This window comes from Streptomyces sp. NPDC020362 (assembly GCF_040642095.1).
Taxonomy (GTDB): Bacteria; Actinomycetota; Actinomycetes; order Streptomycetales; family Streptomycetaceae; genus Streptomyces.
In genome coordinates this window covers 1-19321 of the sequence record NZ_JBFAET010000175.1, presented here as the reverse complement: position 1 = coordinate 19321, position 19321 = coordinate 1, and the positions used below count along the sequence as shown (strand labels likewise).

The 19321-nt window shown below is 71.8% G+C and carries 21 protein-coding genes; 11 read left to right on the top strand and 10 right to left on the bottom strand.

The window, feature by feature from the left end; translation table 11 throughout:
- The first annotated feature begins 260 nt into the window (after nt 1-260).
- Nucleotides 261-1592: a hypothetical protein gene (locus tag AB0H32_RS37725; RefSeq protein WP_361130654.1), complete on the top strand. Its 1332-nt coding sequence runs from the start codon at nt 261-263 to the stop codon at nt 1590-1592.
- 119 nt (nt 1593-1711) lie between these two features.
- Entirely contained in the window at nt 1712-1951 is a 240-nt protein-coding gene (locus AB0H32_RS37720) for a hypothetical protein (RefSeq protein WP_361130651.1), read from the top strand.
- Between the two features lie 63 nt (nt 1952-2014).
- On the opposite strand, the gene AB0H32_RS37715 is transcribed toward AB0H32_RS37720, so the two are convergent.
- Complete coding sequence (locus AB0H32_RS37715; RefSeq protein WP_361130648.1) at nt 2015-5233, bottom strand: BTAD domain-containing putative transcriptional regulator; 3219 nt, start codon at nt 5231-5233, stop codon at nt 2015-2017.
- Nucleotides 5234-5511: 278 nt separating this feature from the next.
- On the opposite strand from AB0H32_RS37715, the gene AB0H32_RS37710 reads away from it, so the two are divergent.
- Both AB0H32_RS37710 and AB0H32_RS37705 read left to right on the top strand, forming a co-directional pair.
- Nucleotides 5512-5643 (top strand): hypothetical protein, encoded by a 132-nt coding sequence (locus tag AB0H32_RS37710; RefSeq protein WP_361130645.1) that lies wholly within the window; start codon nt 5512-5514, stop codon nt 5641-5643.
- Nucleotides 5619-5924 carry a hypothetical protein gene (locus tag AB0H32_RS37705; protein WP_361130642.1) on the top strand — a complete coding sequence of 102 codons (306 nt, stop codon included), beginning with the start codon at nt 5619-5621 and terminating at the stop codon, nt 5922-5924. The genes AB0H32_RS37710 and AB0H32_RS37705 overlap by 25 nt, the downstream gene beginning before the upstream one ends.
- A 77-nt stretch (nt 5925-6001) precedes the next feature.
- On the opposite strand, the gene AB0H32_RS37700 is transcribed toward AB0H32_RS37705, so the two are convergent.
- On the bottom strand, nt 6002-6679 hold the full coding sequence (locus AB0H32_RS37700) for a response regulator transcription factor (RefSeq protein WP_361130639.1): 678 nt from the start codon (nt 6677-6679) through the stop codon (nt 6002-6004).
- A gap of 257 nt (nt 6680-6936) precedes the next feature.
- Between AB0H32_RS37700 and AB0H32_RS37695 the strand changes: the two genes are divergently transcribed.
- On the top strand, nt 6937-9318 hold the full coding sequence (locus AB0H32_RS37695) for a phosphoketolase family protein (protein ID WP_361130636.1): 2382 nt from the start codon (nt 6937-6939) through the stop codon (nt 9316-9318).
- A gap of 19 nt (nt 9319-9337) precedes the next feature.
- Here the strand turns inward: AB0H32_RS37695 and AB0H32_RS37690 are convergent, their stop codons facing one another.
- The gene (locus AB0H32_RS37690) at nt 9338-9679 is read right to left on the bottom strand and encodes an STAS domain-containing protein (RefSeq protein ID WP_361130633.1); all 342 of its coding nucleotides are present in this window, start codon (nt 9677-9679) and stop codon (nt 9338-9340) included.
- A gap of 96 nt (nt 9680-9775) precedes the next feature.
- Here AB0H32_RS37690 and AB0H32_RS37685 point away from each other — a divergent pair, with 96 nt between their 5' ends.
- Complete coding sequence (locus AB0H32_RS37685) at nt 9776-10006, top strand: hypothetical protein (protein ID WP_361130660.1); 231 nt, start codon at nt 9776-9778, stop codon at nt 10004-10006.
- Nucleotides 10007-10135: 129 nt separating this feature from the next.
- On the top strand, nt 10136-10558 hold the full coding sequence (locus tag AB0H32_RS37680; protein ID WP_361130630.1) for an ATP-binding protein: 423 nt from the start codon (nt 10136-10138) through the stop codon (nt 10556-10558).
- Between the two features lie 70 nt (nt 10559-10628).
- Here the strand turns inward: AB0H32_RS37680 and AB0H32_RS37675 are convergent, their stop codons facing one another.
- The gene (locus AB0H32_RS37675; RefSeq protein ID WP_361130627.1) at nt 10629-10919 is read right to left on the bottom strand and encodes a hypothetical protein; all 291 of its coding nucleotides are present in this window, start codon (nt 10917-10919) and stop codon (nt 10629-10631) included.
- 282 nt (nt 10920-11201) lie between these two features.
- Nucleotides 11202-11789, bottom strand: coding sequence for a TetR family transcriptional regulator (locus AB0H32_RS37670; protein WP_361130624.1), 588 nt, complete (start codon nt 11787-11789; stop codon nt 11202-11204).
- Nucleotides 11790-11889: 100 nt separating this feature from the next.
- Between AB0H32_RS37670 and AB0H32_RS37665 the strand changes: the two genes are divergently transcribed.
- From AB0H32_RS37665 to AB0H32_RS37650, 4 genes are all read left to right on the top strand, one after another.
- Entirely contained in the window at nt 11890-12873 is a 984-nt protein-coding gene (locus tag AB0H32_RS37665; RefSeq protein ID WP_361130621.1) for an aldo/keto reductase, read from the top strand.
- A gap of 150 nt (nt 12874-13023) precedes the next feature.
- A complete protein-coding gene (locus tag AB0H32_RS37660; RefSeq protein ID WP_361130619.1) occupies nt 13024-13287 on the top strand; it encodes a hypothetical protein in 264 nt (87 codons plus the stop codon).
- 126 nt (nt 13288-13413) lie between these two features.
- Nucleotides 13414-13956, top strand: coding sequence for a DUF1707 domain-containing protein (locus tag AB0H32_RS37655; protein WP_361130616.1), 543 nt, complete (start codon nt 13414-13416; stop codon nt 13954-13956).
- Between the two features lie 189 nt (nt 13957-14145).
- The gene (locus AB0H32_RS37650; RefSeq protein WP_361130614.1) at nt 14146-14565 is read left to right on the top strand and encodes a hypothetical protein; all 420 of its coding nucleotides are present in this window, start codon (nt 14146-14148) and stop codon (nt 14563-14565) included.
- Here AB0H32_RS37650 and AB0H32_RS37645 read toward each other — a convergent pair.
- From AB0H32_RS37645 to AB0H32_RS37625, 5 genes are all read right to left on the bottom strand, one after another.
- On the bottom strand, nt 14556-15446 hold the full coding sequence (locus AB0H32_RS37645) for a glycoside hydrolase family 19 protein (RefSeq protein ID WP_361130611.1): 891 nt from the start codon (nt 15444-15446) through the stop codon (nt 14556-14558). The two genes, AB0H32_RS37650 and AB0H32_RS37645, sit on opposite strands and share 10 nt — an antisense overlap.
- Nucleotides 15447-15928: 482 nt before the next feature.
- Entirely contained in the window at nt 15929-16987 is a 1059-nt protein-coding gene (locus tag AB0H32_RS37640) for an LLM class flavin-dependent oxidoreductase (protein WP_361130657.1), read from the bottom strand.
- Nucleotides 16987-17493, bottom strand: a complete 507-nt coding sequence (locus AB0H32_RS37635; RefSeq protein WP_361130608.1) for an SRPBCC family protein — start codon at nt 17491-17493, stop codon at nt 16987-16989. Before AB0H32_RS37635 ends, AB0H32_RS37640 begins: the two co-directional genes overlap by 1 nt.
- 85 nt (nt 17494-17578) lie before the next feature.
- Nucleotides 17579-18079 (bottom strand): helix-turn-helix domain-containing protein, encoded by a 501-nt coding sequence (locus AB0H32_RS37630; RefSeq protein WP_361130605.1) that lies wholly within the window; start codon nt 18077-18079, stop codon nt 17579-17581.
- Between the two features lie 133 nt (nt 18080-18212).
- Nucleotides 18213-19178 (bottom strand): nitronate monooxygenase, encoded by a 966-nt coding sequence (locus AB0H32_RS37625; protein ID WP_361130602.1) that lies wholly within the window; start codon nt 19176-19178, stop codon nt 18213-18215.
- Nucleotides 19179-19321 lie beyond the last annotated feature (143 nt).

Sequence of the window (19321 nt, the reverse complement as noted above, 5' to 3'; positions counted from 1 at the left end):
TCTTTTTTTTGGGGTGGGCGGTGGGGTTTGGGGGGGTGTTGTGTGGGGGCTTTTTTTGCTTGTATTTTTTTTTTTTTTTTTTTTTTGTTTTCTGCTGCCCCTTGGCGGGGGCGGGCGGGGGCCCGCCCCCCGGCCAGGGACCGCTCCCGCAGTCCCTGGAGGCGCTCGCCGCATCGCTCGTCACCATCCGTTCCCACCTGCCCCGCGACCGCCCCTTCTTACCCGGGCCCGTCATCACGGGCCCTCCCGTCGACCAGCAGGTGGACCGCAGAACCATTCTGATCAGCCCGCCCGATCGCGGCTACGCCGTGGTCCTGGCCGGCGAGCGGCTCCGGTTCGCCCGCAGGATCGCCGCCCTGCTGCACGATCTACGGCCGTACCTCACCCCCTCGGACGCGGCCTGGGCCTTGTGGGCCCACATCCACCAGGAGCAGCCGGGCGAGACACTCGACTTCCTGCTGGTGACCCACGACGGTGCTCCGCAGAGGATGCGCTGGGCCTACCGGCCCAGGCCGCACCCGGGAGGCGATCCGGTACGGCTGTGCCGTGACCGCCTCCCCTCGGTGGACCCCGTCCCCGCGCACGGGGAGATCCTGGTGTCCGGCGCGGGCGATCCGGTGACCGTCCGGGCGGCCGCCCCGGGAATCGTCGAGGTTGTCGCCGAGCGAGCCGCCGAGACACCGCTGCGCGCACTGGTGTACTCCGCACAGGCCGCGCAGCCGCCGGACACGAGGCGGTTGGCGCAGCGCGCCGCCGGTCTCGTCGCCGCCCGCCGGGGGCGGGCCGTTGCCAGTGTCGCGTCCGGCCAGGTGCGTCTGGACCGTGCACTGGGTCCCGACCAGGAGACCGCTACCGCCATCGGAGGCGCCGTCCTGCGCCGGCTCCTCACCGGGGCGCCGCCGGTACCCCTCATGGCGGCCCAGATGGACGACGACGGCCCGCTCGTCCGGCTGCTGCCCAGGGACTACCGGGCCTTTCTGCAGCTCCGGCTGCCCCGGTCACCGCTCATCCTGATCCCGAGGTCCAGCCCCCTCGTCCGGTCGATCGCGGCGGTCCTGTACGACCGGCTGCTCGCCCTGGACCTGGGGCACCGGGTGCAGCGGCACGGCGGCGGCCTCTTCATGGATCTGGGCGACGGCTGCTTCCGGGAACTGGTGGGGAACGTCCGGTCGGCGAGGAACACCGGCGGCCTGCTCCTGGAGGCGGCCCTGCTCACCTACCGCACCGATCCCGCCCGCTTCGACGCCTACTTCCAGGACCGCTTCGGGCAGCCCGGCGACCCGCACCGAGCCATCACCGACATCCTGGACGAAGGGCGGGACCACCGGGAGACGGAGCGCCGACTGGCCGCCCTGGAGCGGACGTTCGCCCCGGTCACGGCCCTGGAGTCCGCCGACCCCGGTGTCCTCGCCCTCGTCCAGGACGTGCTCGCGAAGGCGGACCCCGGCGTGATCCACATCAACGTCCTGGACGACTACTACGCGGCCCAGCAGCAGCGGGTGCGGGCACTGACCCTGCTGCTGCGCCTCCCCTTCCGCCTCCTGTCGCTGCACTACTCGACCGTGACGGGGCACGTCTTCCTGCACGGCTGAGGCCGGACGCCGCCGCCCGGCCGTGGATCGCCTGCCGTAGATCCGATGTAGATCGGAGCCTGAGACGGTGGTGTCGCCTTCGCACCGGCAAGGCACGGAACAGCACGAGGAGATGCGGCATGCACAGTCCCCATGAGGCGGTCCGGCGGCCGGCCGGACGCCCCGTACGAGCGGCGGCACGCGCGAGGGCCGCCGCCGGCCTGATCGCCGCCGCGCTCCTGTCCGCAGCGGCGTCCGCCGTCGTGGCCCAGGGGATCGCGGAGTACCGGCACGGCGACGCGCCGGCCGGGGTCCACGTCTCCGCGGCCGACCGGGACGACTGGAACAACACCGTCTCGCAGCCCCCACCGAAGAGCTGAACGAGCCGCGAGGCCGGTCGGGCCGGAGAGCTGGGCGGGCTGGGAGGCCGGTCCGGCCCGTCGTCACACGGGCAGGTCTTCCCGGAGTGCCGTCGCGTGGACCGCGTCCGGCAGCCCGAGGCGGGTGAAGACCGTGGCGGCCTCGCGGAGCCGGGCCGCCGCTTCCGCGGTCCGGCCGGCGTCGGCAAGAGCCCGGCCGAGCGCGACCAGCGCGTGCCCGCGGTCGCGCTCGGAACGGCCGTCCGCGCACCGGGCCACCGCCTGCCCGGCGGCGGCCACCGCCTCCGCCGGGCGGCCCATGGCCCGCAGGGTGTCGGCCAGCCGGTAATGGGCCTGCGCCTCCCGGCCGTGCAGTTCCATCGCCCGGCACACGCTCAGGCACTCCGTGTAGCGCGCCACCGCCTCCTCGTACTGACCGAGTTCGTGCCTGCACAGTCCCAGGACGGACAGCGCGTAGGCCACGCCCTGATGGTCCGCGGCGGCCCGCAGTTCGTCCAGGGCGCTCTCGCACGCCCGACGGGCCTCCTCGGCGCGCCCGCAACGCAGCCTGGCCAGGGCCGCGTTCACCCTCGTCGCCAGCTCACCGGACCGCTGGCCGAGTTCACGGGCGAGCCGGACTGCCTCGTCCAGACGTTCCACCGCTTCCTCGTGGTCATGCTGGAGCAGCGCGACCAGCCCCAGGTCGTTGAGTATCTGGCAGAGGATGGGGGCGTCCCCGTTCTCACGGCAGTGGGTCTCGGCCACCCGCAGATGCTCCTTGGCCACGACCAGCCGGGTGCCCTGCACCGCGATGTTGCCGCACAGGAAGCGGGCGCGGCCCACGGTGCGGCGGTCGCCGTGCTCCTCGGCCGCCTCGGCCACCGCCATGGCCGCCCGCACCAGTTGCTCCCGCTGCACGTAGGGTCCGAAGGCCGTCAGAGCGATCAGCAGATCCACCGCGACGCGCAACAGGGGCACACCGTCCCCGGCCCGGGGCTCGGCACCCGGGCCGTCCATGCCGGCCGCCCGTGACTCGCGGGCAGCGGCCAGAACGGCCGAGAAGGCTGCTTCCGACTCGGCGGCGGCCCAGGCCCGGGCCGTCCGCACATCCGCGAGCCGCAGGCCCGCCGAGCGACTGGCGCTCAGCGTGGCGGCGACCGCGTCGCCGGGCACCACCCGCTGGAAGGCCCGGGCCGTGGTGGCCAGCAGGAAGTCGAGCAGCCGGTCCAGCGCGAGCAGGCGCTCCTCCGCCGTCGCCTGCTGCTGCCCGAAGACACGCAGCAGATCGTGGAGCCGGTACCGGCCCGGGCGGGAGGTGTCCAGCAGCGAGGCGTCCACCAGGGATTCGAGCTGCTCCTCGGCGTCATCCTCGTCCAGCCCGAGCACGACGGACGCGGCCGGGGTCCCGATCTCCGCGTCGCAGACCGCCGCGATCAGCCGGAACGCCCTGGCCTGGGCCTCGCTCAGCTGGCGGTATCCCATCTCGAAGACCGCCGCCACGGTGAGGTCGCCGGCGCGCAGTTCGGCCATCCGGCGCCGCTCGTCGGCCAGCCGTACCGCCAGCGACTGTGCCCCCCAGGTGGGCCGCGACGCCAGCCGGGAGGCGGCGATCCGCACGGCCAGCGGGAGCAGACCACAGCTGTGCACCAGTTCTCGTGCCGCCGCCGGGTCCTCGGCCACCCGCGCGGGACCGGCGATGCGCTCCAGCAGGGACACCGCCTCGTCCGCCTCGAAGGCCGCCAGGTCGATCCGGGCCGAGGTGGGCAGACCCCACAGCCTCGACCGGCTGGTGATGAGCACCGCGCAGCTGGCCGATCCGGGGAGCAGCGGCGAGATCTGGGCGGCGTCCCGCACGTCGTCCAGGAGGATCAGTACGCGCCGCCCGTTCAGCAGAGAGCGCAGGAGCCCGGCGCGGTCGTCCAGGCTCTCCGGTACGAACTGCGCAGCGACTCCCAGCGCGGTGATGAAGCTGGCGAGCACCACGCCTGCGTCGGCGGGGTCGTGCCGGTTGCCGCGCAGGTCGGCGTACAGCTGGCCGTCCGGGAACCGGGCGCTGACGCCGTGCGCCGCCCGCACCGCCAAGGCGGTCTTGCCGATCCCGCCCATGCCCGTGATCACGACGACCGGCGGTGCGTCGCCGTGGTCCGCGGTCAGTGCCTGTGCCAGTCGCCCGAGCGAGGGCGAGCGGCCGGTGAAGTCCACGGTGCCGGCCGGCAACTGCGCCGGAACGGGGGGAGCGCCGACGAAGATCCCGCTGGTTGCGCCGGAAGGAGTGGCGGTGGCGGCGGGTGCCGGGGGGACCTGGGGAGCGTTCTGCGCGGTCCGGGGGAGGCTCGCCGGCCCTAACGCGACGGCCCGGTCCGCCGCGCCGGGCGCCCCCGCCGCTCTGCCGTCGGCCGTGTCCTCGTAGCCGTCGGCCGCGCCCTCGAGCCCGCCGCCAGTGTCCTCGCCGCCGTCGGGCGTGCCCGGCGCCGGGCGCTGCGCAACCTCGACCGCGGCGCGCGGCGAGGTTCGGGCCCGGGGCTCCTCGACGGCGAGAGCCGTGGGGGATGCGTCGTCGGCGAGCAGCCGCTGGTAGAGGGCGCGCAGCTCCCGACTCGGTTCGACGCCCAGGTCGTCGGCCAGCCGGATGCGCAACCGGTGGTACGCCGCCAGCGCGTCGGCCTGTCTCCCGGCGCTGTGCAGGGCCCGTATGTACAGCGCGTGGAAGCTCTCGCGCAGCGGATGGGCGCTCACCAGGGCACCCAGCTCGGGTACCGCCAGCAGATGGGCACCCTGGCCGACCAGCAGGTCGAAGTGCTCTTCGAGCAGCGTCAACCGGACCTCTTCCAGCCGCGTTCGCTGCTGCTCCGCGTGCGGGCCGGGAACACCGGCCAGCGGTTCTCCCCGCCAGAGTGCGAGCGCCTGCCCGATCCGCTCGGCCGCCTCCGCCGGCCGCCCGGCCGAGCGGTGCCCGGCCGCCTGGGCAGAAAGCTGCTCGGCCCGTACCGCGTCGACGTCGCCGGGATCCAGGACCAACCGGTAGCCGTCACCCACGGAGACGAGGGTGCGTGGCTGGGTGGGGGACTCGTCGAGGGCCCGGCGCAGGCGCCAGGCGTAGGTCCGCATCATGGCCGCCGCCGAGTGCGGCGGCTCCTCGCCCCACACTCCGTCGATGAGCTCCGGCATCGAGGCGGCCCGACCGGACCGCAGGAGCAACACCGCCAGCATCGCCTGTTGTTGTGGCGAACCGACGTGGATGGTCCGCTCCGCGCGGGTGGCGCACAGCTGGCCGAGGACGGCGAACCGGATGCTGTGCGACATGCCGGCCTCCGTGCGGTGGCCCGCCCCGTGGCGCAGTGCGGGCGGCACCTGCGCCCCACGACGAGGCTCGTCCAAGATCTCCTCCAGTCCCACGACAGACCCTTTCGGCCCCGGGCCTTCTCACCTGTACGACGCCAAGAGGACGAGGCGTCGGGCTCCGGGGCGACGCCTACGCTATGAACGATTGCCTCAGGTCGTCCAAGGTTCCCGTCCGGCGCGAGTCACCTGCGATGCGCGGGTGTTGAGATGTGCTCGGCCGCCGGTCGCACGGATTCGGCGTGTTGCTGACCACCATCGTCACCGCCCTCGGGACGACGACCGCTCCGATCGGCGGGGTGTGGGCGGACGTCTTCGACCGGCGGGCCCTGCTGATCGCCATCGACGTGTGCCGCTCGCCGTCGTCGGGCTGATCGCCCTCGGCGTGCTTTCCGGCACGCTCGTCCTCGTCCTCGTCCTCGTCCTCGTCTACGCCGCCGCCGCGCTGCCCGGCGTGGGTGAGTCCGTCTTCCTGGTCGCGGCCCAGGCCTTTCCGTCGACGGCCTTCCCGGCCGAGCGGATGACCACCCCCAACGGCCGACTGCACGCCGTACACGTGGTGCGGCGCGACAGCCTCGGGCAGCCGCCGGGCAGCGACTGGGTGCGCAGGAAGGCCGGCATGCTCGCCCTCACCGCGATCAGTGTCGGCTTCTAGTTGCACCCGGGCGCGGCTCGACCCGCCCTCGGACGGCGGCCGACCCGCCCCGCCGATGCGGCCGACTCGCCCGGGTCTCAGGGTCTGTCGAGGTGGGCGGCCAGGACGGCCGCCTGGACCCGGCGCTGCACACCCAGCTTGGCCAGCAGGCGCGAGATGTGGTTCTTGACGGTCTTCTCGGACAGGTACAGCTTCCTGCCGATCTCGCGGTTGGTCAGGCCGTCGCCGATCAGGGTGAGGATGTCCCGTTCGCGCGGTGACAGGCCCGCCAGCTCGGGCGGCAGCGAGGGCGTCGCGGCGGGGTCGGCACGCAGGGACCGCATGAGGCGGGCCGTCGTCGCGGGGTCCAGCATCGACTGGCCCGAGGCGACGGTACGGACGGCCGACACCAGGTCGGAGCCCTTGATCTGCTTGAGGACGTACCCGGACGCCCCGGCCATGATCGCGTCGAGCAGGGCGTCCTCGTCGTCGAAGGAGGTCAGCATCAGGCACGCCAGTTCCGGCATCCGGCTGCGCAGTTCCCGGCAGACCGTGATGCCGTCCCCGTCGGGCAGACGGACGTCGAGCACGGCCACGTCCGGGCGGAGCGCGGGGCCGCGGGCCAGGGCGTGCTCGGCGGTGTCCGCGTCGCCGACCACGCAGATGTCCGGCTCGGCGTCCAGCAGATCGGTCAGGCCGCGCCGTACGACTTCGTGGTCGTCCAGCAGGAACACGCGGATCGGGTTCTGCTCCGTGAAAGTGCGTGTCTGCGTCATGACGACCTCTCGTTCCCCGGTGCGGACGGACTCCGGACCGCCCACGAAGCCGATCATCGCCCGCCGGGGCCGTATGCACTAGGGCCGATCGGCCCCTGCCCCCGCCGGCACCGGACCAGCACGCTGGGAGGGCGGCACCACCCCGCGGCATGCCTGATGGCCGCGATCCAGGAAATTCTCTGACATTCAACGCAAACTGGCCAGCGATCGACCACCGGCGCCCGTGCCGGCAACCGACGACGCCTTCCGGAGTCCCCATGTCCCACGCCGCCCACCCCGAGGCCACCGCCCTCACCGACGAGGAACTGCGCACCCTGGACGCGCACTGGCGCGCCGCCAACTATCTCGCGGTCGGCCAGATCTACCTCATGGCCAACCCGCTGCTGAGCGAGCCCCTGAAGCCCACGCACATCAAGCCCCGGCTGCTCGGCCACTGGGGCACCTCGCCCGGCCTGAACCTCGTGTACACCCACCTCAACCGGGTGATCAAGGTTCGCGGACTCGACGCGCTGTGCGTGTGGGGGCCGGGGCACGGCGGGCCGTCGGTCCTTGCCAACTCCTGGCTGGAGGGAAGCTACAGCGAGACCTACCCGGACGTGTCGCGGGACGGGCCCGGCATGGAGCGGCTGTTCCGGCAGTTCTCCTTCCCCGGCGGGGTGCCCAGCCATGTGGCCCCCGAGACCCCGGGCTCGATCCACGAGGGCGGCGAACTCGGCTACTCGCTCGCGCACGCCTACGGCGCGGCCCTCGACAACCCGGACCTGCTCGTGGCCTGTGTCATCGGCGACGGGGAGGCGGAGACGGGCCCGCTGGCCGCCTCCTGGCACTCCAACAAGTTCCTGGACCCCGTGCACGACGGGGCCGTGCTGCCGATCCTGCACCTCAACGGCTACAAGATCGCCAACCCGACCGTGCTGGCCCGGCTCCCCGAACCCGAACTCGACGCGCTGCTGCGCGGCTACGGCCACGAACCGCTCTACGTCACGGGCGACGACCCGGCCATGGTCCACCGCGCCATGGCCGCGGCCTTCGACGAGGCGCTGAACCGCATCGCCCGGCTGCAGCACCTCGCACGCCAGGAGGGCGCCGACGAGCGCGTGCACTGGCCCGTCGTCGTGCTGCGTACGCCGAAGGGCTGGACCGGTCCGGCCGAAGTGGACGGCGAACCGGTCGAGGGCACCTGGCGCGCCCACCAGGTGCCGCTGGCCGGCGTCCGGGAAAACCCCGTACATCTACGGCAGTTGGAGGAGTGGCTGCGCTCCTACCGGCCCGAGGAGCTGTTCGGGCCCGACGGCCGGCCGGTCGCCGACGTCCTGGCCTGCATCCCCGAGGGAGCCAAGCGGCTCGGCGCGTCCCCGCACGCCAACGGCGGCCTTCTCGTCCGTGAGCTGCCCCTGCCGGCCCTCGACGGCATCGCCGTACCCGTCGAGAAACCGGGCACCAGCCTGCACGAACCCACCCGGGTCCTGGGCACCCTGCTCGAACAGGTCATGCGGGACACCGCCGGGCGACGGGACTTCCGGCTCGTCGGCCCGGACGAGACCGCCTCCAACCGGCTCCAGGCCGTCTACGACGCCAGCGGAAAGGCCTGGCAGGCCGAGACGCTCCCGGTCGACGAACATCTGGACCGGCACGGCCGGGTGATGGAGATCCTCTCCGAACACGTCTGCCAGGGCTGGCTGGAGGGCTATCTGCTGACCGGCCGGCACGGATTGTTCTCCTGCTACGAGGCGTTCGTGCACATCGTCGACTCGATGGTCAACCAGCACATCAAATGGCTGAAGACGTCCAGGGAACTGCCCTGGCGCGCGCCCGTCGCCTCCCTCAACTACCTGCTGACCTCGCACGTGTGGCGCCAGGACCACAACGGCTTCTCGCACCAGGACCCCGGCTTCGTCGACCATGTGCTCAACAAGAGCCCCCAGGTCGTGCGCGTCTACCTCCCGCCCGACGCCAACACCCTGCTGTCCGTGACCGATCACGCGCTGCGCAGCCGCGACTACGTCAACGTGATCGTCGCCGGCAAGCAGCCCTGTTTCGACTGGCTCTCCCTCGACCAGGCCAACGCCCACTGCGCCCGCGGCGCCGGGATCTGGGACTGGGCCGGCACAGAGAACGGCGGCGAACCGGACGTCGTCCTGGCCTGCGCCGGTGACGTACCCACGCAGGAGGTGCTGGCCGCCGCCCAGCTGCTGCGCCGGCACCTGCCCGAGCTGGCGGTGCGGGTGGTCAACGTGGTGGACATGACCCGGCTGATGTCGCACGAGGACCATCCGCACGGGATGAGCGACTTCGAATACGACGGCCTGTTCCCCGCCGACAAACCGGTGATCTTCGCCTACCACGGCTACCCGTGGCTGATCCACCGCCTCACCTACCGCCGCGCGGGACACGCGAACCTGCATGTGCGCGGATACAAGGAGTCCGGCACCACGACCACCCCGTTCGACATGGTCGTGCGCAACGACCTCGACCGCTACCGGCTCGTCATGGACGTCCTCGACCGGGTCCCCGGCCTTGCCGTGCGCGCCGCCGCCGTACGCCAGGCCATGGCGGACGCCCGCACCCGCCACCACGCCTGGATCCGCGCACACGGCACCGACCTTCCGGAGGTCGCCGAGTGGAGCTGGAACGGCTGAACCCGGCCCCGGACGGGGGCTAGGGCAGCCGTGTATGCACCTCGAAGACACCCGCGAGGCCGGTGGTGCGCAGCAGCCGCAGGAAGTCCACGCTGTCGGTGACCAGCCGCAACCGGCCCCGCCGGGCGAGTGCCCGGTTCCGTGTCCGGCACAGGACGCCCAGTCCGGTGCAGTCGATGAAGACGACCTGCCGCAGGTCGATCACCAGGTCGTGCCGCGGCTGGGCGGTGAGTGCGTCGAGCCGGTCCACCAGGGTCTGCGCGGCCAGCAGATCGACGTCGCCCTGCAGAGCCACGACCGTCGGGCCCTCGGCCGCGCCGTCCGTGGGATACGAATCCACGCGCGTGTGGTTCTCGGACATGACACGATCAAAGCGGGGCCGAGCCGCCCGCGGTAGGGCCGACCGGCCCCCGAAGGAAGACCGGGGCACGCCCGAGCGGGGCCGGTCGGGTGCCCGATCGTCGTCGCCGGCCGCCTGTGGGGGGTGATCGTCGTGTCGAAGCAGAGCGACGACCCCTTCCCGGCGAGGACCGAGTCGCCGATCGCCGCATTCACCGATCTCGTCGCGATCGCCATCGAGAACGCCGGGGCCCATGCGGAACTGACGGCCTCGCGAGCCCGCATCGTCAACGCTGCCGACGGGGCGCGCCGCCGCATCGAACGTGATCTGCACGACGGCGTCCAGTAGCGGCTCGTCTCGCTGCTCGTCCTGATCCACAACGCGCAGCCGACGGTTCCGCCGCAGCTGGACGACCTCCGCACGGAGCTCCACGATCTCGCGGAGGGGCTCACGGACGCGTTCGACGAACTCCGCGAGGTGGCGCGCGGTATCCATCCCGCGATCCTGGCCCAGGGCGGCCTCGCTCCCGCGCTCAGGACACTCGCCCGCCGATCGGCCGTCCCCGTCGATCTCGACGTGCACGTGCGGGAAAGGCTGCCCGAGCGGGTCGAGGTCAGCGCGTACTACGTGGTCTCCGAGGCCCTGACGAACGCGGTGAAACACGCGCGGGCCTCGGCGGTCTCCGTCACCGTGGACGCCGACTCCGAGATGCTGCGTGTCCGGGTGCGGGACGACGGTGTCGGCGGCGCCGACTTCGAGGCCGGTACCGGCCTCGTGGGCCTCAAGGACCGTGTGGAAGCGCTCGACGGCACCATGTTCCTCGACAGTCCGGCCGCTGCGGGGACCACCCTCAGCGCGGAGCTGCCCTTCGGGCCGGCCGACCGTGCCGGACACGACTAGACCGCCGGTCCGGTTCCGTCACCGGCTGCAGAAGGGGGCCGGCTGCCTGCCGGCCCCCTCGGTGAGGGACCTACCGTCCGTGGCCGCCCCCGCCGTAACCGCCCCCGCCGTGGCCGCCGCCGTAACCGCCGCCATAGCCGCCCCCGCCGTAGCCGCCGTGGTCACCATGGTCGTCACCCCAGCCGCTGTCGTGCCCCCAGCCGCCGTGATCGCGTCCGAAGTCGTCGTAGCTGACGGAGTACCCGTGGTCGTGGTCATGATGACCGGCGTACATCGGCGCGGCGACTGCCGACGCAGCGGCACCTCCCAGGGTCAGAACGAGACCCGCAAGGGCAGCGAGAGGCCATTTGGCGTTACGCATGACAATCTCCTGAGCGGATCGAAACCGAGAGCGCATCGCAGACGACGCGCACGCAAGAGGGGCCGTCAGGCCTTGGGCCCGGTAAGCGCCTTGGACGGGCAGGGCATGTGTGGATGGCGCAGGGCTCCCACACGATCGGCATCCCTTTTGCCCTTTTCCTGGTTTCAGCGCTGCCTCGGGAGGAGGGTCCGGACAACCCTGGAGGCCTGAAGGCGCTCTACCGGCCAGCGGTAATCCTCCGCATCCGCGCGGTCGGCGCGCGACTGCCGCGCTGCTGCTTCGCTACTCGTCCGCGGCCTCCGGTCCGCTGATCCGGCGGGCGGCCTCGACGACGGCCGCGCGATGGCGGGCCAGCTGCTCTGCCGGCCAGGACTGCCACGCACCCTCGGTGCCGGCGCCCTCGGCGGCCCAGAACCATGCCTGGGCGACGGAGAGGACCATGGTCAGCAGGTCCTCCGGTGTCATCTCCGGGGCGAGCCGGCCGTGCTGCTGGGCGGCAGCCACTTCGGCCGTCTTGCGGCGGTAGGCGTCCGCTTCGAGTCCGGTGGCCGAGGGGCGTTCCAGGAGCTTCCACAGGCGCAGGCGCATGAGGTCGGGCCGGGCGACGAGATGGTCGAAGATCGCGCCCGCGTATCCGGGCAGGTCCTCGACGTCGAACGGCACGGACTCGGCGCCCGCCGTCAGCGCCCGTTGCAGCACCTCGTCGAACAGCTGTTCCTTGTTGCCGAAGTAGACGTAGATCAGCCGCTTGTTCACACCCGCGGACTCGGCGATCCGGTCCACCCGGGCTCCGGCGATGCCGTAGGCGGCGAATTCGGCGAAGGCGGCGTCGAGCAGCCGGGCCTTGGTTGCGCTGGAGTCCCGTGTCATGTCCGCCACCCTAGCAAGTAACTATCTAGTTATTGACATGAGTGCTCCATGGTCCTACGGTATGTATCTATCCAGTTAGTTATTGAAGGGAGTGGTTCTCGTGGAACACCGCGTACTGGGCAGCCGGGGGCTGACCGTCGGAGGACAGGGACTCGGCTGCATGGGGATGAGCGCCTTCTACGGCGCCACGGACGAGACCGAGTCGCTGGCCACCGTCGACCGCGCGCTGGAGCTGGGCGTCACCCTGCTGGACACCGCCGAGAGCTACGGCCCGTTCGTCAACGAGCAGCTCCTCGGCAAGGCGCTGGCAGGGCACCGGGATGCTGCTGTCGTGGCGACCAAGACCGGTGTCGAGATCACCGACGACGGCCGCGCGGTCGGCCTCAACGGCCGGCCCGAGTACGTACGCCGTGCGCTCGAACGCTCTCTGCGCCATCTGGGCACCGACCACGTCGACCTGTACTACCTGCACCGCATCGACCCCGAGGTGCCGATCGAGGAGACCGTCGGTGCGCTGGCCGAGCTGGTCGCCGAGGGCAAGGTCCGCCACATCGGCGTGTGCGAGGCATCCGCCCGGACGATCCGGCGCGCCCACGCCGTGCACCCGCTCACCGCGGTGCAGACCGAGTACTCGCTCTTCGAGCGCGACATCGAGCACAACGGTGTGCTCGACACCCTGCGGGAGCTGGGGATCGGCCTGGTCGCCTACTCCCCGCTGGGGCGTGGCTTCCTGTCCGGCGCCATCACCAGCCCCGAGGACTTCGCGGCGGACGACTGGCGCCGGACCGACCCCCGCTTCCAGGGCGAGAACTTCGACCGCAATCTCGATGTCGTCCGCGAGGTCCGCCGCGTCGCCTCCGCCAAGGAGGTCACGCCCTCCCAGCTGGCGCTCGCCTGGGTCCAGCACCAGGGCGCGATCGCCATCCCCGGCACCAAGCGCCGCCGCTACCTGGAGGAGAACGTCGCCGCGACCGAGGTGACCCTCACCGCCGAGGACATCTCCGCGATCGAGGCGGTCGCGCCCCACGGCGTGGTCACCGGCGACCGCTACACACCCGAACTCATGGCAACGCTCGACGGCTGAGAAGCCGCCGGGACCCTAGCGCCGCCCCGTTGCGGGGACCGAAGCGAAGGCCTTCCGTGTGCAGGCTCGCGCCCTCGCGCCAGGAGGGGCATCTCATGTCCGTTCCTGCGCAACGTCGGCGACACTTCCCTGCCCCGGCACCCGGATCCCTTGCGGCCGGCCGGTTTCGGCGGCACGACCGGACTCGCGCTGCCGCCGCGGAAGACGGTGGAACAGGGCGCCGCGACCTCGGTGCTGCCGGCCGCCTCGCCGACGGTGGAGGGCATCAGCGGCCGCTGCTCCGAGGACTGCGCACCGGCCGAACCGGTGACCGAACGGGCCGGTGCCGTCGCGGGCGTCGCGCCGTACGCCCTGGACAAGGAGAACGCGTCCCGGCTGTGGGGCGTGTCCGAGGCTCGTCCGCCGGTGCGGTGACCGCACAGGTCCGCCGGGTTGGGCGATGGAGGCAATGATGACGAGCGGTCGGCCTCCCGGTCGGATGCCCTGCCCGCTACGGACTTTGGCGCATTCGCGTCGTCGGCACGGCAGTAGAGTGAAAAGGTGACCGCTCTGCCGGAAGACCGGCCGCCACTGATGGGTGAAGACGACCGCGACTCGGCCGTGCGGCGCCTGCAGGAGGCCTACGCCGAAGGGCACATCTCGCACGAGGATTTGGACGAACGCCTCCACCAGGTGCTCACTGTCAGGACGCACAGCGGGCTCGTGTCGGCTCTGGCCTCCCTCCCGGAGGAGAATGTGGGCACCACGTCCACGATCGCTGCCGCCGGTGGACGGATCAAGCGGCGCGGCGTGTGGCGGGTACCCCGGAGCCTGAAGGTCGAGTCTGCATTCGGAAGGGTGCATCTGGACCTGTCCCGGGCGGTCATCGAGCATTCGGTGGTCGACATCGAGTTGCAACTCGGCACCGGCAGCGCCAAGATCACGGTGCCATGCGACGCGAGCGTCGACGTCGAGGATCTGCGCACCGGGTGGAAGGACTTGCTCTACAAGACCCGGCGGCGCTCCCGCCCGGGTGGGCCGAGGATCCGGATCTCGGGAACCATGGGGTTCGGACGGCTGAAGATCCGCCACGCGCGGCGCTGAGGTTCCATCCACCACCAGGACCACCACCTGTCGGGCACTTCTTCGTCCCCGCTCGACTACTGGTGCTGTGGCCAGATGGGTTCGGCGGGTTGAGATCAGGCCGCGACAGCGAGGAGGCTGCGTACTGCTTCGCGGCCGATGCGGATGATCCGGCCGTGGATTGTGCGCAGGCAGGGACGGGCCCTCGGGGTGCAGGGTCGCCTTGAGCGCATTGACCGGCGGCTCGGCCAACTCGCCTGCCACGTCGCCGAGGAACAGGCCCATGGCCCGGTTCGCGGCCGGCAGCTCCCAGCGCACGCTGACGGCGAGCGGCCCCAGGTCCACCACCGCCGCGCCGGGATCCGGTCGGAGATCCTGGCGGGCGACGGCGAGGAGACCTCGTTCGCCACCGGAACCGATGTGATCGTCCTCGACGAGGACGGCCGGATCAGCTCGGTCACCGTGTTCCTCGACCGGGCACCCGAAGGCTTCGACGCCGTTGCTCACGACCAGGCCACGACCAAGCCCACGACTGGATACGCCGGCCGAAACCCCGCGCTCCTTCCCCGGCGTCGGCGGCGAGCCCGCCACCGGTGCCGGGGAGGTTCGGCAGATGGTGCTCAGCAGTAGAGGTTGCCGCCCGCCGAGGTGCCGAGGATCTGCACGATCCGCTGATAGGCATCCACGCGGCTCTGCACCTGCGCCGGGTTCTTTCCGTCGCACTCCAGGGAGCCGTTGATGCTGCGGATGGTCTGGCCGAATCCGGCGCTGCCGACCATGGCGTTGTGCGGCGTCATCGTGCCGGGTCCCGACTGCGTGTTCCAGTACCAGAGCCCCGTCTTCCAGGCGACGGAGGCGTCGGTCTGAACGAGGGAGGGGTTGTTGAGCAGATCGATGCCGAGCGCGTCGCCCGCCGCCTTGTAGTTGAAGTTCCAGCTGAGCTGGAGCGGGCCGCGGCCGTAGTAGGCGGACTGACCCGCCGGGCATCCGTAGGGCTGGCTCCAGTCGCAGTAGTGCGGGTAATTGGCGGTGTTCTGTTCCACGACGTAGACCAGTCCGCCGGTCTCGTGGCTGACGTTGGCGAGGAAGGCCGCGGCCTCCTGCTTCCTGACGGTGTCACTGCCGGTGTTCGCGAAGCCCGGGTAGGCGCTCAGGGCTGCCACGAGGCCGCTGTAGGTGTAGAAGGGATTCCGGTTCGGGAACATCTGGTTGAACTGGGCTTCGCTCACGACAAAGCTGCCCGAGGGGTCCGTGGAGCCGCCGTCGCAGGGGTAGGGATCCCAGTACCAGGTGCTGATGGTGGGGTCGTAGCCCGGGTTGTCGTGTTCTGCGATGTAGGCCTTGCCGTCGGTGTATCGGACGATGTCGCCGGTGGCGTACGACTTGCCGGCCGTCCAGCCCGGGTAGCCGGAGCAGGCCGCGGCGGACGCTCCTGCGGCCGGCAGCAGTACCGGTGCGGCGGTTCCGACCACGATCGCGGCCAGGCATGCGGAGAGGCGGCGCTTCGACACAGGGTCAACTCCTTTGCGGAGCAGGGCTGCACCGGAGGCGGGGGAGAGCCTTGTACGCACGTGCCGGCAGGGGCGGCCACGGCGTCCGGGCAGATGCGGTGGGGGTGTCGCCACACTCAACCGCTTTGGTCTGTACCAGTCAAGGGTGTAGACCAGTCAGATCGGACAACGTTGGCAGACAGGCGCACGGGAGCCATGCCGCCGAAGGCCAGGAGCGAGGGCGGGGTGCCCGGCCGCGCTCGATGCGTTGCCGGGCACCCCGGGTGTCGGGCGCCGAAGTGCCGCCGGTACCCCGGGTGTCGGGCGCCGAAGTGCTGCCGGGTGGCCTCGATGCGACCGAGGTGCGTGGTGGCCTCGATGCGACCGAGGTACGGGGCGGCCTCGACGTGACCCAGGCGTGTGGCGGCGTCGATGTGACCGAAGCGCCTGGCGGCGTCGATGTGGCCGGGGCGCGCGGGTGCCGGGGGCGGCGCGGTCCGGGCTCAGGGTGTGCTGTCGGTGTTCCGCACCAGCTCGATCGCCCTGGCCAAGGTGGTGAGCCTGGCCTCCAGGTCCTCCCCGGCCGGGTAGAGGCGCACGGTGTCGACACCGGCTGCGCGCCACACCCGCAGCCGCTCGCGCACCATGGTCTCCGTGCCGATCAGCGTCGTACCCAGGACCATCTCGTCGGTCACCAGGGCCGTCGCACCGTCCCGGTCACCGGCCTGCCATCGCTCGCGCACCTCGGCGGCGACCTCGGCCCAGCCCTGACGGCTGTAGGCGCTGTTGTAGAAGTTGGTGGACGCGGAGCCCATGCCGCCCAGGCTGAAGGCCAGTTCCTTCTTGCGTCCTGCGGTCATCGTGGCGAGCGCGTCCTCGTCGGGGGCGAAGGCGACCTCGGCGCCCTGACAGACGTCCAGGGCGGCGCGGGTGCGGCCGCTGCGGGCCAGGCCGTCGTCGAGGTGGGCGAAGTAGGCGTCGCCCGCGCCCTCGGGCACGAAGCTGGTGCCCAGCCAGCCGTCGGCGACTTCGCCGGTCAGCCGGAGCATGGCCGGCGACAGAGCGGCCAGGTAGAGGGGGATGGTGTGCTCGGCCCGCATGGAGAGCCGCATCGGGACTGCTTCACTCCCGGGCCGCGGGATCGTGAACTCCGCCCCGGAGTAGGAGAGTTTGCCGCCGTCGAACAGCCGCCGGACGATCTCGACGGTTTCCCGCATACGCCGCAACGGCCGGGCGAAGGGGACCCCGTGCAGTCCTTCGATCACCTGTGGGCCCGAGGCGCCCAGGCCGAGCAGGAAGCGCCCACCGGACAGGTTGGACAGCGTGACGGCGGTCTGCGCGACGGCGGCCGGGGTGCGCGTACCCAGTTGCATGACACCGGATCCCAGCAGCATCCGGTCCGTGAGCGCGGCGTAGTGGCCCAGCGCGGAGGGGGCGTCGGAGCCCCATGCCTCGGCGACCCAGCAGACGTCCAGGCCCAGCTTTTCCGCCTCGACGACGAAGTCCGTCTGCCGGGCCCAGTTCCCGTCGCCCGAGGCCTCGACCGTGGTGGCCGTACGCATCATGCCTCCGCCCGCTTCTTGATCTGCTCGAGGGTCGAGGCGATGCCCCGCTCGAACTCGCGCAGCCGTACGAACACGATCTTCTGCTCCTTCTCCGGCGTCCTGTCGATCGCGACGGACAGTCCGGAGCGGCCCGGACCCAACTGCATCCACTCCGAAAGCTCAGTCCCGCCGTCCCGGGGCCGAAGGCGGAAACGCCAGATCGCTGCGGGGGTGCTGGGGTCCTCCACCGCCCAGGCGAGAACCAGCTCCGGCTCGCACTCGATCACATGCGAGGTCGTCGACCACTCCCCGAACGCCTCGTGCCTGCTGTGGCCGGCGAACCTGGCGCCCACGCACGGCCCGTCGGCCCCGTCGAGCCATTCGACCGACTGGAGCTCCTCGCTCATGGCCGGCATCAGGGCGATGTCGCTCACCACGGCCCACACCCGCTCCGGCGGGGCCTCGATCCACGTCCGTACCTCGACCGTGGGCTTGTCCGCGTACCGCGCGCCCGTCCACTCCACGTCCGGCGGCCTCCTCGCCTCAGGGGATGCGACCAAGGGTTGCTTCATGAGACTTAGCTGTCAAGGGCGGTGTGTCAGGGAGTGGTCAGTCGGTGCCGAACCGGCGCTGCACATCCGGCCGGAGCTTGAGCCGCTCGGGGTAGCCGGGCCCCATCCGCATCGAGGTCTCCTGTGCCGCCAGGGGTCTGCGGCAGGCGGAGCACACCACCTCGGGCGTCGTGTCGTGGTCGCACGCGTCGTGGTGGAACACCACCGGGACGCCTTCCTCGCCCGCCAGCCAACGATCGCCCCACCGTGACATCGTGGCCAGCACGGTGAACAGGTCACGTCCCTTCTCCGTGAGGACGTAGTCGTAGCGCGGCGGTTCGGTCTCGTACAGGCGCTTCTCCAGCACTCCCTCGTCCACCAGGCGGCGCAGCCGGTCGGTGAGGGTGTTGCGCGCGATGCCCAGTTCCTGCTGGAACTCGTCGAAGCGGCGGATGCCGTAGAACGCCTCCCGCACGACGAGAGGCGTCCAGGGGTCACCCAGCAGGTCAAGGGTCCGCGCGATGGAGCACGGCCAGTTGGCGAACGACGTGCGTTTCATGTCCCTTATGATAGTCAGTCTCGCAAGAAAACCCAGCTGATGGCGATGGTGGGAGTGCCGAGGCTTCGGGGTGGCGATGTCCGATGCCCGCTTCCCGGCGGGAGGGCAACGGGAACCCTCCCGGTGGCCGAGGTCAGCGCCCGGCGGCCCTTGCCAGGGCCTCCTCGGCCCGGGCGGCGAGGGTGCCTACCAGATCGGCCGCGGACGGCAGGTCGCCGATGAGATCGATCGCCTCGCCCGCCCATTGCGGCAGCGCGGGAATCGTGCCCTCGGCCACGGCGTCCTGGTACGCCTGCCGGGCCTGCGGTGCGGCTGCGAGTTCGTCCTCCCGGCCCCGCCATCCGTCGAGGAAGGGGTGGCCCAGCGTGCGCGCGGTGTACTGCGCCGGCCACCGCGAGCCGCGGGCGATGTCCAGCACTCGGTTGCGTTCGGTGTCCTCCCCGCGTCCCGCCACGATCGCCCGGGCGGTCGCGGGGTCGACCAGGGCCTCGGCCGTGGCCTGGAAGCGGGTGCCGAGCAGGGCGCCGGCCGCCCCCAGCGCCAGCGCCGCCGCGACACCGCGGCCGTCGGCGATGCCGCCTGCCGCGAGCACCGGCACCGGCGCCGCCAGGTCCACCACGACAGGGACGAAGGGCAGCGTGGACCGCCCGTGCCGGGCTCCGTGCCCGCCCCCTTCGGTGCCCTGCGCCACGATCACGTCGGCGCCCACGTCCACCGCCCTCCGGGCCTCCTCCACGTCGGTGACCTGAAGGATCAGCGGGGTGCCCGTATCGCGGATGCGCTCCGAGAACGGACCGGGATCGCCGAAGGAGAGCATCACCGCCCTCGGCCTGTGCTCCAGCGCCCGGGCCACGACGCCGTCGTCGACCGCCCACGTCTGAAAGCCGATGCCCCAGGGCTTCCCGGCGCTCTCCGCGACCAGGACGGGCAGTTCGCGAGCCAGCCACTCCTGGTCCCCGTTCCCGCTGCCGAGCAGCCCGAGGCCGCCGCCGCGGGAGACCGCCGCCGTCAGGGCGCCGCCGGCCGACCCGCCCATCGGGGCCAGGGCGATCGGATGCTCCACGCCGAACAGTTCCGTGAACGCTGTCGACAGTCCCATGGCCGCAATCCTCGCCCAGCCGCCACGCCGGATGCGGCCGAATCGGCAGGGGGGCCGGACATACCGGGGGAGCGGGCGCAACTCCGGGCGACGATCGACCGGTTCGTGGCGCGGATGCCCTGGGCGACGACGTCCACGGCATC